The following is a 12,543-nucleotide window of genomic DNA, read 5'->3' on the forward strand; positions in this document are numbered from 1 at the left end:
CAGGAGCCGTATGCGTTAGGAGCGCACGTACGGATCTGCGGAGGGGGTGATAGGCGACTGTCATTCCTACTCCAACAGACAATCCGAGCCGGTACACGTGGCGGTCCGGTCGACAATTTGAACGCCGCAACGAAAGTGGCCTGCTTACCTTGTATTGACCGCAACTGCTGCTTCCGCAGCCATGCCTGTTATCCGAACATACGGGCATCGGTAATTTTTCGGGAGAAAGTCATGGGCCTTGTCCGCATGGTTTGCATGGTGTTGGCCAGCTTCTTTGGCGTACGCAAGCGCGCCAATCATGAGGCAGATTTGGCCAACGTTAACATGGTACTGCTACCATTTTTCGCGGTAGCTCTTGCTCTGATGATTGGTTTGCTCATCGTCGGCGCTGTCCATCTGATTGTCGACGGGACGAGTTCATCCCAAGGATTCTGACAGGAATTCATCGGTCGCAAAGTTGAGAGGGTGGTTTCAGTCGGGTCGGCGATATCGCTCCTTTAACGGCCACCTTCCGTCAGTGGTGGACCGACGGGTCGTCAAGGATTTCAGCGAGTGAGCCAATCGCGCTCTCGAAGCGGGCGTCCCAAGGATGCCCGAAGTTGAGCCGGACGCAGTTCTGGAAAGCGTGTCTTGCCGAGAACATGGGCCCTGGAGCGATGCTGATGCCGCGTGCGCTCGCCAGCGCGTGAAGCTCCATCGCTTTAACGGATTGCGGGAGTTGTAGCCAAAGTATGTAACCGCCGTCCGGGCGCACCCACTTGACCGAGCTAGGCAGCCACTTGCGCAGAGCGATTTCCATCTGCTCAAGCTGAATCTGAAGCGATAAACGCAGTGAGCGCAGATGCTTGTCATATCCGCCGTGTTCCAGATAGTCCGCGATTCCCGCTTGTGCCGGAATGCAGGCTGACAGCGTCGTCATTAGCTTGAGTCGACGCACCTTGTCAGCAAAGCGACCCGCCGTCGCCCAACCGATGCGATAGCCGGGTGCGAGTGTCTTCGAGAACGAGCTGCAGTGCATGACGAGCCCTTCACTATCGAATGCCTTTGCGGGCAACGGGCGGTCGCGGCTGAAGTGGAGCTCCTGATAAACATCGTCCTCGATGAGAGGAATTTGTTTTTCACGCAGCATCTCGACCAATGCGCGTTTCTTCTCAATACTCAGTGAGGTCCCCGTTGGATTCTGAAAGTTGGGCATGAACCAGCAGGCTCGGATGGGATGTTGCTTGAGCGCGCTTTGCAATGCGTCCAAGTCCAGACCCGAAACCGGGTCTACAGGAATCTCGACTGCTCTCAGGTCAAGTCGCTCGATTGCCTGCAGCGCTGCATAGAACCCCGGCGATTCGACGGCCACAACGTCTCCTGGGCGGGTCACTGCCATCAGGCAAAGATTCAGCGCTTCCAGCGCGCCGTTGGTCACAATGATTTCTTCGGGCGCAACGGCGAATCCTGTCCCAACGTAGCGCCGTCGAATTTGTTGGCGGAGATGGTCGCTGCCCGGCAAGTCTTCAACCGTACTCAAAGGGGTGAGCGAACGAGTGCCCGCGACCAGCGACTTCAAGAGGCGAGCCGACGGAAATAGCGCTGGCGAGGGAAATGCAGACCCCAAGGGCACGATGTCAGGATGCCGTGTCGACTCCAGAACCGAAAATACCAGGTCGCTAATGTCGACCTTCTTCGGGGCCTCGGTTTCCTCGGTGAGCGCAATCTCGTCGACAGCAGCGCCGGGCGCTACGAAGTAGCCAGCGCGTTCTTCGGCGCGAACCAGGCCCCATTTCTCCAACAGATAGTAGGCTCGCAGTACCGTCGACTGACTGACGCCATACTGTGCGATGATTTGGCGCAAAGACGGAAGCGTAGTCCCGACAGGGATGTGCCCTGCGCGGATTTGTTCTGCCAGATTTTTGGCAATCGTTTCGAACCGATTCATTGATTGACCTTGCGGCGCGCTGATGATGCGGAACTTGAGGCGCGTGCGCCGCGCTGATGCCCCGAGTCACCTCCATATTCGCTTCCATGCTACCCCGGATTCACGGTCCTCAAGCCAACGGGCTGACCAAGCTCTCGCTGCTGCGCCGAAATTGACCGCGTCTGCTTCTTCCAGACTATCGCCGATGCCTCTACCGTGATCATTTGCCCTGCGCGCTACGAGCACGTCTGGGAAAACGTGACCGGAGAAGCTTTCCCATGTACCGATACACCGATTTTGACAAAGCATTCGTTAGAAGCCGTGCCGCCCAGTTTCGCGACCAGCTGGACCGGTGGCAAAGCGGGCACCTAAGCGAAGAAGACTTTCGCCCGCTCCGGTTACAGAACGGATGGTATGTACAGCGGCACGCTCCCATGTTGCGCGTGGCGGTGCCCTATGGAGAACTGTCGAGCGCACAGCTGCGCGTTTTGGCGCGGATTGCCCGCGAATACGACGACCCCGCCTCCAACGTCTATTCGAGCGCCGTGGACGCGCAAGCAAAACTGGGGTCGACGCATCTTCCGACGCATACCGCCCACTTCACCACGCGCACGAACGTCCAGTTCAACTGGATTCCGCTGGATAAGGCAGCCGAAGTGATGGAGCTTCTAGCGTCCGTCGACATGCACGGCATTCAGACCAGCGGAAACTGCATCCGAAACATCTCGTGCGATGAGCGCGCCGGCGTGGCCGTTGACGAAATTTGTGACCCGCGGCCTTTCGCTGAGCTAATGCGGCAGTGGACAACACTTCATCCCGAATTTGCCTATCTGCCGCGCAAGTTCAAAATCGCAATCACTGGTGCCGCCGAGGACCGTGCGGCAACCGACTGGCACGACGTCGGCCTTCGACTCATTCGCAATGACGCAGGAGACCTCGGGTTCCGTGTCTCAGTTGGTGGCGGTATGGGCCGAACGCCAATGATTGCGACAGTCCTGCGGGAGTTCTTGCCCTGGAACCAAATCATGAATTACATCGAAGCGGTCGTGCGCGTGTACAACCGTTACGGCCGGCGCGACAACAAGTACAAGGCGCGCATCAAGATTCTGGTGAAGGCCGAAGGCCAGCGCTACTTCGATGATGTCGAGGAAGAGTTTCGGCAAATCGTTGAGCTTGATGGCGGTCCGCACACGATTCCGAGAGAAGAACTCGACCGCGTGACCGCCGCATTTGTGCCGCCCGTGGCTATCGGCCAGGCTGCCGAGGGCTCGACGGCAGACGCGGCCGCCGTCTCAGACAGGTTCGCATTGTGGGTGCAGCGGAACGTGGCGCCGCACAAGGACCCGGCACTGCGCATCGTGACGTTGTCGTTCAAACGGCTGCGTCAAGCGCCAGGAGATGCTTCAGCAGAACAGTTGGAACGCCTGGCGGACTTGGCGGAGCGATTTTCCGGGGGCGAGGCGCGGGTGACCCACACACAGAACGTCGTCCTGCCATGGGTTGCCGCCAACGACCTCCACGCGTTGTGGAAGGCGGCGAGCGAACTCGGCCTTGCTAGCACGAACATCGGCTTGGTGACGGACATTATCGCGTGCCCTGGAGGCGACTTCTGTGCACTTGCCAATGCGCGTTCGATTCCTATCGCGCAGGCGCTCGCTGAGCGGTATCAGGACATCGACGAGCTGGATGACATCGGCGACATCGATGTCCATATCAGCGGATGCATCAACTCCTGTGGCCATCACCATAGCGGACACATCGGCGTGCTGGGTGTCGACAAGGACGGAAAGGAGTGGTACCAGATTACGCTGGGCGGCGCCGATGGGAGCCATGCCAGCGGCGCGGCACAACCGGGCAAGGTGATAGGCCCGTCCTTCTCTGCGTCTGAAGTTCCAGATGCAATCGAGGCCATCCTCGGCGCATACCGCGACCTGCGGGAACATCGAGAACACGGGCGTTACGAGCGCTTCATTGAAACGTTGCGTCGGACCGGCCTTGACCCCTTCAAAGCAGCCGCCAATGGCGCTCGAAAGAAAGACGAGGTGCCGGCGTGAACAATGTCCCCAGCTTGAAAGTCATCGATGGGCGCGCGGCCCAAGACCCCGACCAACCGGGCGTTCTGAAGCTGCCCAATGACGCAGACCCAATGACGCTCGCAGGTGGACTCGCCGGCGTTGAGCGAATTGAACTGCAGTTCCCGCATTTCACCGACGGCCGGGCGTACAGCCAAGCGTATCTCTTGCGCCGGAGGCTACGCTTCACGGGAGATTTGCGGGCAACGGGCGACGTACAAATCGACCAACTGCTGCAGATGGCACGAACCGGCTTCTCGAGCGCGGTGCTAAACGACGGACTCGACCCGGCGGAGGCCGCCCAGCACCTAGAGCAGTTTTCTGGTTTCTATCAGCGCGACCTCACTGGTGCGTAGATTCTCGCTTCCTGGCGCGGCCCAGCGCTCACACTCGGCTTAACGTCCGGTTGATGGTGTCGCAAAACCACTGCTGTGCCGCTGAGTCCTCAGCATGGGGATACCAGTACATGTTCACCTCGAACGGCGGTATCTGGAATGGCAGTGGCAAAACCCGCATGCGCCCCTCGCTGGCGAAGGACTTTGCGATGCGCGTCGGAAGCGTCAGCACAAGGTCAGTGGTGGCGATGGATGAAAAGAGGCTGGTGAAGTGCGGGACTCTTAGGACAATCTTGCGGCTCAACCCCATCTCGCTCATCGCGTCTTCAACGAGGTGATGCCCCGTGAATGGCGCGACCACCACGTGGTTAGCCGCGACGTACTCATCCAACGTGAGGCTGTCTTGGATGGTCGGATGAGCGGCGCTCAAAAGGCACGAGTAGCTTTCGCTAAATAAGGTCGTCTTTCGCGCCTGTCCCCCGACGAACTGCATGTTCCCCACCGCTGCATCCACATATCCGGTTTGCAGCCACTCCGAGATGAGGTTGCTGTCAATCTGGACGATTTCGAGGCCGACGGACGGTGCGATGGCCTGAAACTCTCGAATGAGGAAGGGCAGGAAGTACAGCTCGCCCAAATCGGAGAGTGCAAGCCGGAACGACCGCCCCGAGAGCGTCGGGTCGAACTGGCGGGTCGCCGAAATCGCTGACTCGATGCTGTTCAGCGCCTCTTTAAACGAGCTGAACAGTTGCGTCGCATTGAACGTCGGAACCATCCCGTCCCGCGTCCGGGTAAATAGGGGGTCGTTAAGCAAGTCTCGCAGCCTGGTCAACGAGTAGCTGACCGACGGCTGCGTAATGCTGAGGCGCTTGGCTGCACCACTGACACTTCGAGTCTCGTAGATGGCGACGAACGTTCGAACTAGGTTCAGGTCAGTGCTCATGGTTACCACCTATATAGATGGTATCTATTATAAGAACAGAAAAAGGATGATTGGTCTTATTCGGCCCGCGCTCATAGCATGGGGGCATCGAAAGGAAATTGATGCCATGAAAACCGTTCACCAAGCTTGCTACGAAATTCTCCGCAAACAAGGCCTGACAACGTTCTTTGGGAATCCTGGTTCGAACGAACTCCCGTTTCTCAAGGATTTTCCGCCCGATTTCAAATACATTCTCGGCTTACATGAGGGTGCAGTGGTCGGGATGGCGGACGGCTACGCTCAAGCTACGGGACGTCCGACCCTGGTGAACCTGCATTCGGCCGCGGGCACGGGCAACGCCATGGGCGCCCTGGCCAATGCCTGGAACTCGCACACGCCGCTTGTCGTAACGGCAGGTCAGCAGGTTCGCGCGATGGTCGGCGTCGAAGCGCTGCTGACGAACGTAGATGCGGCTTCGCTGCCGCGACCGCTGGTCAAGTGGAGTTCGGAGCCATCGTGTGCGCAAGAGGTGCCGCTGGCTCTCAGTCGCGCGATTCATACCGCGGGCACCGGCGCAAAAGGCCCGGTCTATTTGTCGGTCCCGTATGACGACTGGAAACAAGAGGCGGCTCCCGGCGTTGACTACCTCGCGACGCGTCGCGTCGAGATGGCAGGCGTTCCCACGCCGGCAACGCTCCAGCATCTCGCTCGTGAGCTCGAGCAGGCAAAGAACCCGGCGATGATTGTCGGTCCGGATGTCGACGCCAGCGAAGCCAATGATATTGCAGTGGCACTTGCTGAAAAGCTTGCGATGCCGGTCTGGATGGCGCCCTCTGCGCCGCGCTGCTCGTTCCCGACGACCCATGCATCCTTCCGTGGCCTCCTGCCCGCAGGCATTGCGAGCATCAGCCGACTGCTTGACGGTCATGACCTCGTGCTCGTGGTGGGCGCGCCCGTCTTTCGCTATCACCAATACGAACCCGGCGAGTTCCTGCCTCAAGGCACGCGTCTTATCGCAATCACCTGCGACATCAACGAGGCAACGCGCGCTCCGATGGGCGATGCAGTTATCGCGGAAATCGCGCCGACCCTTGAAGCGCTGAACAACGCGGTCTCGAAGACGTCACGCCCGATGCCCGCCGCTGTGCGCAGGCCAGAACCGGCTCCCGCCGAAGCTGGACGCCCGGCTCCGGAACGCGTATTCGACATCCTCGATGAAATGGCGCCGCGTGATGCAATCTATGTGAACGAGTCGACCTCGACCACGAACATCCTTTGGCAGCGCCTGCGCATGACCGAACAGGGCAGCTACTACTTCGCTGCCGCAGGTGGTCTAGGCTTCGCACTCCCGGCAGCGGTCGGTATCCAGTTGGCCAAGCCCGAGCGCCGCGTCATTGGCGTGATTGGCGATGGCTCCGCGAACTACGGCATTCAGGCTCTCTGGACGGCTGCCCAATACAACATCCCGACCATCTTCATCATCATGAAGAACGGCACGTATGGAGCGCTGCGTTGGTTCGCTGGTGTTCTCCAGGCTGAAAACGTACCGGGACTGGACGTTCCTGGGTTGGACTTCTGCGCGCTGGCGCGTGGCTATGGCGTCGAAGCGCTGCACGCAGATTCGGCTGAGTCGCTTACGTCGGCCTTGAGACAAGCACTTGCTGGGAACAAGCCTGTGCTTATCGAGGTTGAAACTCGAGCCTAAGGGTAGGTGCCGTGTTATGACAAAGCTCGTAAATGTCGCGGATTTTCGCGCTAGCGCCAAGGCCCGGCTCCCCAAGATGGTCTTCGACTATCTTGAGGGCGGAGCCGAAGACGAGATTGGTCTTCGTCACAACCGAGACGCTTTCAAGAAAATCAAGTTTCAACCGCGCCGTCTCGTCGACGTTAGTTATCGCAATACGCAGATGAACATCCTCGGGAAGACGGCAAGCGCTCCGCTCGTCATCGCACCGACCGGTTTGAACGGGATTCTTTGGCCTCAGGGCGACCTTGCCCTCGCTCGCGCCGCTGGCAAGTTCGGGATTCCGTTCGCGTTGTCGACCGCATCCAATGCCTCAATCGAAGCAGTGGCAAAGGCGGCAACCGGTGAAATCTGGTTTCAGTTGTATGTGGTTCATCGGAAGCTCGCGGAGTTGCTGGTCAAGCGCGCTCTGAATGCGGGTTACACGACGCTCATTCTGACCACCGACGTCGGTGTGAACGGCAAGCGTGAACGTGATCTGAGGAACGGCTTCGGCATGCCCATGAAGTATTCAGCTAAGACCATTCTCGATGGCGTGCTGCATCCACGTTGGTCGCTGGACCTCGTCACACGTGGCATGCCGCAACTGGCAAACTTTGCGAGCCAGGACGTGCAGGACACGGAATTGCAAGCTGCGTTGATGAGCCGGCAGATGGACGCGAGTTTCGCGTGGAATGACCTGAAGTGGCTTCGCGACTTGTGGCCGCACAAACTGCTAATCAAGGGCATCAGCCGTGTTGACGATGCGCGTCGCTGCATCGAGCTCGGGGCGGACGGAGTGATTCTCTCAAATCACGGCGGTCGGCAACTGGACAGCGCCATTGCGCCGGTCGAAGTTCTGCAGGCAACCGCGAAGAGCGTTCACGCTCCGGTTTTTATCGATAGCGGCATTCGTCGTGGTTCGGATGTGGTGAAAGCAGTAGCGCTGGGAGCGAGTGCGGTTCTTCTCGGACGAGCAACGCTCTACGGTCTCGCGTCGGGTGGAGAAGCTGGTGTGGACGCAGTCCTTTCGCTTCTCAAGGGCGAAATCGACACGACGTTGGCGCAGCTCGGCTGCCCATCGGCTAGCCAGCTCAACTCTGATTTCTTATGGAACGGCGGTCATTGCAATGTCGATGACTTGAGTACCGCCGACTCTGTATCTGCATAAAAGGTTGTTGTCATGGAAGATATCCAAATCACTGGTTTGCGTGCACGGGCTGTCAATGTGCCTCTTCAATATCCGGTTAAGACGGCGGTCGGCACCGTTGCCACGTCGCCTTTGGTATTGATTGACTTGCTCACGAACGCGAATGTGATCGGACATGCATATGTGTTCACCTACACTCCCCTGGCACTGAAGCCGACCCTTCAGATGGTCGAAGAGCTCGAGGCGCTGGTTAAGGGCATGCCGCTGTCTCCGCATGACATCGACCGCGCTGTCACTGCACGATTTCGTCTCATCGGCAACACAGGTATCGTCCGCATGGCGACCGCCGGTATCGACATGGCCGCGTGGGACGCAAAGGCCAAGGCCCATCGGTTGCCGCTCGTCGAGTTGCTGGGTGGAAAGGCGCGGCCGCTGGCGGCGTACGACAGCCACAGCATGGACGATGTGGAACTGGGCACAAAGCGCGCTCGCGACGCCGTGGAAGCTGGCTTCAAAGCAGTGAAGACCAAAATCGGATACGCGACGCTCGATTACGACCTGAAAGTCGTGCGTGCGTTGAAGCAGGTGACGGGCGAAACGACGCAGTTGATGGTCGACTACAACCAGGGCCTTTCGGTGCCAGAGGCGAAGCGTCGCGGCCACGCATTGGAAGCTGAAGGCATTTCATGGATTGAAGAGCCGACTCTGCAGCATGACTATGCCGGGCACGCGTCAATCCGAGAGGCACTGAAGATTCCGGTTCAGATGGGTGAAAACTGGTTCGGCCCTGACGAAATGCAGAAGGCCGTTGACAGCCGCGCGTGTGACTTCTGCATGCCGGACCTTATGAAAATCGGCGGCGTTACCGGCTGGTTGAAGGCGAGTGCCATCGCAGAACAACACAGCTTGCCGATGTCGAGCCACATCTTTCAGGAATTCAGCGCGCACGTTCTCGCTGTAAGTCCCACCGCGCATCTGCTCGAACGAATGGACCTCACAGGACCCATCCTTGAACCGGTCCTTCAATTCAAAGATGGTCAAGCGCACTTTGGCAACGAAGCCGGTGCGGGAATCCGTTGGAAAGAAGACGCGGTCAGCCGATTCCTCGTTTAAAACGTCGAGCATCGAACATCACGCACGACGTCCGAAAGTCAACATATTAGTTATGCAAATTACGGGCCTCCAAGAGCTCGCTCATATTTAATTGGAGACAAAGATGAACCTTAACGCTGCGGCCGGTGATGCCCTTTACAGCACACGCCTGAATTCTCGACATCTCATGGTGATGTTCTGGTGCTCGATGCTGATGCTTTTCGATGGATATGACCTAGTGATTTACGGGTCCATCCTGCCTCAGTTGATGCATGACTGGGAGCTTTCCCCCGTCACCGCTGGCTTCATCGGCAGCAGCGCGCTGTTCGGGATGATGGTTGGCGCCCTGACTCTCGGCAGCTCTTCTGACCGCTTCGGTCGTCGACGCATCATCCTGCTCTGCCTTGTAGTCTTTGGCATCGCAGCATTCGGCAATGCGTTCTGCACCAACACGACCAAATTCGCTCTCTGCCGCTTCCTTACCGGCATCGGCCTCGGTGGCATGGTGCCGAATATCGTCGCCTTGATGACCGAGATGGCACCGCGCAGCAAGCGCAACATCATGGTGACCATCATGCTCAGCTTTTTCTCGGTGGGTGGCGTCATCGCCGCACTGGCAGGGAAGGCAATCACGCCTGAATTCGGGTGGCGCGCAAACTTTCTGATTGCTGGTATCCCGCTGCTGTTCTTCCCGGTCTTCTACAAATGGCTGCCGGAATCCATCAGCTACCTGATTTCGCAGAAGCGGTATGGCCAAGCCGAGCCTATTCTGCGCCAATATGCCCCGGACTTCAGTGGGACCGCAGCAAGCCTGGCGACTGCAAGCGAAGACATTGCGAAACCCCGCATGCGCGCTGTCGAATTGTTTGCCCACGGACGTGCAGTCGATACGCTGCTACTCTGGATTGCGTTCGGTATGTGCATGCTGATGGTGTACGGCCTGAACACCTGGCTGCCGAAGCTGATGGCTGCGAACGGCTACTCCCTCGGTTCGAGCCTGACCTTCCTGATTACGCTGAACGTCGGCGCGGTAGTCGGCGGCTTGTTTAGTGGCTGGCTCGCCGACCGTCATGGTGGCAAGCCGACTCTGGTTCTGTTCTTCGCTATTGCAGCAGTCTCGATTGGCTTGCTGGGATACAAGCAGTCGCCTGTCGTCTTGAACATCCTTCTCATGGCCGCTGGAGCGACCACCATCGGCACGCTGTGCATCGTGCACACATTCGCTGCACAACTCTATCCGGCAGCCATCCGTTCGACGGGCGTGGGTTGGGCGGCAGCCGCTGGCCGGTTCGGCGCTGTTGCGGGTCCTGCACTCGGCGGATATCTCTTGAGTCAAAAATTCCCTATCAACCTCAGTTTCGTGGTTTTCGCGGTACCGGGATTGGTGGCCTCCGTCGCGGTGCTGCTGATTTCGAACCGCCGAGTACGCGCCGAGACCCAAGTAGGCACGCTCGCGCCCCATCCCAAATGAGCTTTAGAGTAAAGAATGAATTCGCATCACGGAGAAATAGCATGAGCAATATTGGTGAGTCACAAGTTTGGAACGGACGCATCTTTTCCGACGGATGGAAGACTGCGCTTGGTGGAACCCAGGCGGTCGTCGAGCCGGCGACCGGCGAGAGCATCGGAGTTATTGGTGTCGGTTCACCCGAGGACATCGACAACGCGGTCGTCTCTGCGACTAAGGCTCAGGAAGCGTGGGCGGCGATGTCGTTCGACCACCGTGCGGCCATTATGCGAGAGGCAGCGTGTCGCTTAAAGGAACGCGCGCCGGAAATCAACGAATGGAACATTCGTGAATGCGGTTCGACGCGCCCCAAGGCCGAGTGGGAACTGCACGCGACGTACGAACAACTGCAAGCGGCAGCAGCTATTCCCATGCAGCCCGAGGGGGCGCTATACCCCTCGTCGATTCCTGGCCGCATGAACATTTGCCGCCACGTTCCGATAGGCGTGGTCGGCGTTATCGCACCATGGAATTTTCCCATTCTCCTCGGGATGAGGTCTGTCTCGCCCGCTCTTGCGCTCGGCAATGCGGTTATTCTGAAGCCGGACCTGCAAAGTGGCGTGGCTGGCGGCCTTTTGCTTGCCCAGGTCTTCGAGGATGCAGGCTTGCCCGCCGGTGTTTTGCATGTGGTTCCGGGTGGTCCGGCCGCAGGCGACGCGCTCGTGCGTCACCCGAAGGTGGGCATGATTTCGTTCACAGGCTCAACAGCAGTTGGTCGCTCCATCGGCGAAATCTGCGGTCGCATGCTGAAGAAGGTCGCGCTCGAACTCGGTGGCAACAACGCCATCGTCGTTCTGGGGGATGCGGACATCGAGGCAGCAACGTCCAGCGGCGCATGGGGTTCGTTCTTGCATCAGGGCCAAATCTGCATGCAGACCGGCCGCCACCTTGTGCATCGTTCTATCGCCGAGAACTATGCGCAGCGACTCGCCGAGCGTGCTCGCAACTTGGCGGTTGGCAACCCTGCGAAGGAGCAAGTACATCTGGGGCCGCTGATTAACCAGAAGCAACGTGACCGAATCGACAATATCGTGCAGGCGAGCGTAAGCGCGGGCGCGACCGTTTTGGCTGGCGGGCGCTATAGCGGCCTATTCTACGAGCCGACGGTTCTCGCAGGCGTCAAACCCGGGATGCCCGCTTACGAGCAAGAAATCTTCGGCCCCATCGCGCCCATCACTGTCTTCGATAGCGATGAAGAAGCCGTTGAACTGGTGAACTCATCCGAGTACGGGCTAGCCGCCGCCATTCACACGCAATCAATGTCGCGCGGATTGGCAATCTCGTCGCGTATTCGTGCCGGGATGGTCCACGTCAACGGCCAAACGGTGAACAACGAATTCCACGTTCCGTTTGGCGGGATGGGCGCGTCAGGCAACGGCGGTCGCTTCGGTGGACCTGCAAACGTGCACGAGTTCACTCAAACGCAATGGGTCAGCTTGACGGACAAGCCCATTCAGTATCCCTTCTAGCGTTCATATGAAGCATCGCTACCCTCCCAGACGAGGCGACACAAGGTATTTCGCTCGGAATGTACCTGGAGACGAATTCATGAGGAAGACCGCAGTAGGGTTGAGGCATCGCTAACTTCCTGCGTTCTCCACGCCCTTGACTTCGCCGAAGAATATCGCGTTACAACCGCGGAACAAGGCGAGCGTTGGCTTTTCGCGCGAGGTCGTTCTTATGGCGACGCCCGGGGAACCGAAACGCGATTTCCGGGCGTCGGAGTCGATGTTGAATATTCCACGCCAAAGTGAACAGAGATTCCACGGCAAAAAGAACACGAATTCCACGGCAAAGTGAATGCCGATTCCACGGCAAAAAGAACAGGGTTTCCAC

11 protein-coding genes are annotated in these 12,543 nt (G+C 58.6%); 9 read left to right on the plus strand and 2 right to left on the minus strand.

What is annotated here, in order from left to right; genetic code table 11:
• The coding region (locus AWB81_RS48960; protein ID WP_374730543.1) for a DUF2970 domain-containing protein at positions 1-435 on the plus strand (435 nt) is incomplete at its 5' end.
• Between the two features lie 79 nt (positions 436-514).
• On the opposite strand, the gene AWB81_RS36465 is transcribed toward AWB81_RS48960, so the two are convergent.
• Positions 515-1,927: an aminotransferase-like domain-containing protein gene (locus AWB81_RS36465; RefSeq protein ID WP_062642691.1), complete on the minus strand. Its 1,413-nt coding sequence runs from the start codon at positions 1,925-1,927 to the stop codon at positions 515-517.
• 257 nt (positions 1,928-2,184) lie between these two features.
• Here AWB81_RS36465 and AWB81_RS36470 point away from each other — a divergent pair, with 257 nt between their 5' ends.
• Together AWB81_RS36470 and AWB81_RS36475 are read left to right on the plus strand one after the other, a co-directional pair.
• Positions 2,185-3,960, plus strand: a complete 1,776-nt coding sequence (locus tag AWB81_RS36470; RefSeq protein WP_062642693.1) for a nitrite/sulfite reductase — start codon at positions 2,185-2,187, stop codon at positions 3,958-3,960.
• Positions 3,957-4,334 carry a DUF934 domain-containing protein gene (locus tag AWB81_RS36475; RefSeq protein ID WP_087135435.1) on the plus strand — a complete coding sequence of 126 codons (378 nt, stop codon included), beginning with the start codon at positions 3,957-3,959 and terminating at the stop codon, positions 4,332-4,334. Before AWB81_RS36470 ends, AWB81_RS36475 begins: the two co-directional genes overlap by 4 nt.
• Before the next feature lie 28 nt (positions 4,335-4,362).
• Here AWB81_RS36475 and AWB81_RS36480 read toward each other — a convergent pair whose 3' ends face one another.
• Positions 4,363-5,256, minus strand: coding sequence for a LysR family transcriptional regulator (locus AWB81_RS36480; RefSeq protein WP_062642694.1), 894 nt, complete (start codon positions 5,254-5,256; stop codon positions 4,363-4,365).
• A gap of 106 nt (positions 5,257-5,362) precedes the next feature.
• Between AWB81_RS36480 and mdlC the strand changes: the two genes are divergently transcribed.
• The 6 genes from mdlC to AWB81_RS48965 all read left to right on the plus strand — a co-directional run bounded on the left by mdlC (position 5,363) and on the right by AWB81_RS48965 (position 12,461).
• Positions 5,363-6,940, plus strand: coding sequence for a benzoylformate decarboxylase (gene mdlC, locus AWB81_RS36485; protein ID WP_062642697.1), 1,578 nt, complete (start codon positions 5,363-5,365; stop codon positions 6,938-6,940).
• Between the two features lie 16 nt (positions 6,941-6,956).
• Entirely contained in the window at positions 6,957-8,129 is a 1,173-nt protein-coding gene (locus tag AWB81_RS36490; protein WP_062642699.1) for an alpha-hydroxy-acid oxidizing protein, read from the plus strand.
• Positions 8,130-8,141: 12 nt separating this feature from the next.
• Positions 8,142-9,221, plus strand: coding sequence for an enolase C-terminal domain-like protein (locus AWB81_RS36495; RefSeq protein ID WP_062642701.1), 1,080 nt, complete (start codon positions 8,142-8,144; stop codon positions 9,219-9,221).
• Positions 9,222-9,324: 103 nt separating this feature from the next.
• Positions 9,325-10,671, plus strand: a complete 1,347-nt coding sequence (locus AWB81_RS36500) for an MFS transporter (protein WP_062642703.1) — start codon at positions 9,325-9,327, stop codon at positions 10,669-10,671.
• A 41-nt stretch (positions 10,672-10,712) separates the two neighbouring features.
• Positions 10,713-12,176, plus strand: a complete 1,464-nt coding sequence (locus AWB81_RS36505; protein ID WP_062642705.1) for a benzaldehyde dehydrogenase — start codon at positions 10,713-10,715, stop codon at positions 12,174-12,176.
• A 75-nt stretch (positions 12,177-12,251) separates the two neighbouring features.
• A complete protein-coding gene (locus AWB81_RS48965) occupies positions 12,252-12,461 on the plus strand; it encodes a PAS domain-containing protein (RefSeq protein ID WP_087135436.1) in 210 nt (69 codons plus the stop codon).
• Positions 12,462-12,543 lie beyond the last annotated feature (82 nt).

This window comes from Caballeronia arationis, assembly GCF_001544975.2.
Lineage (GTDB): Bacteria > Pseudomonadota > Gammaproteobacteria > Burkholderiales > Burkholderiaceae > Caballeronia > Caballeronia arationis.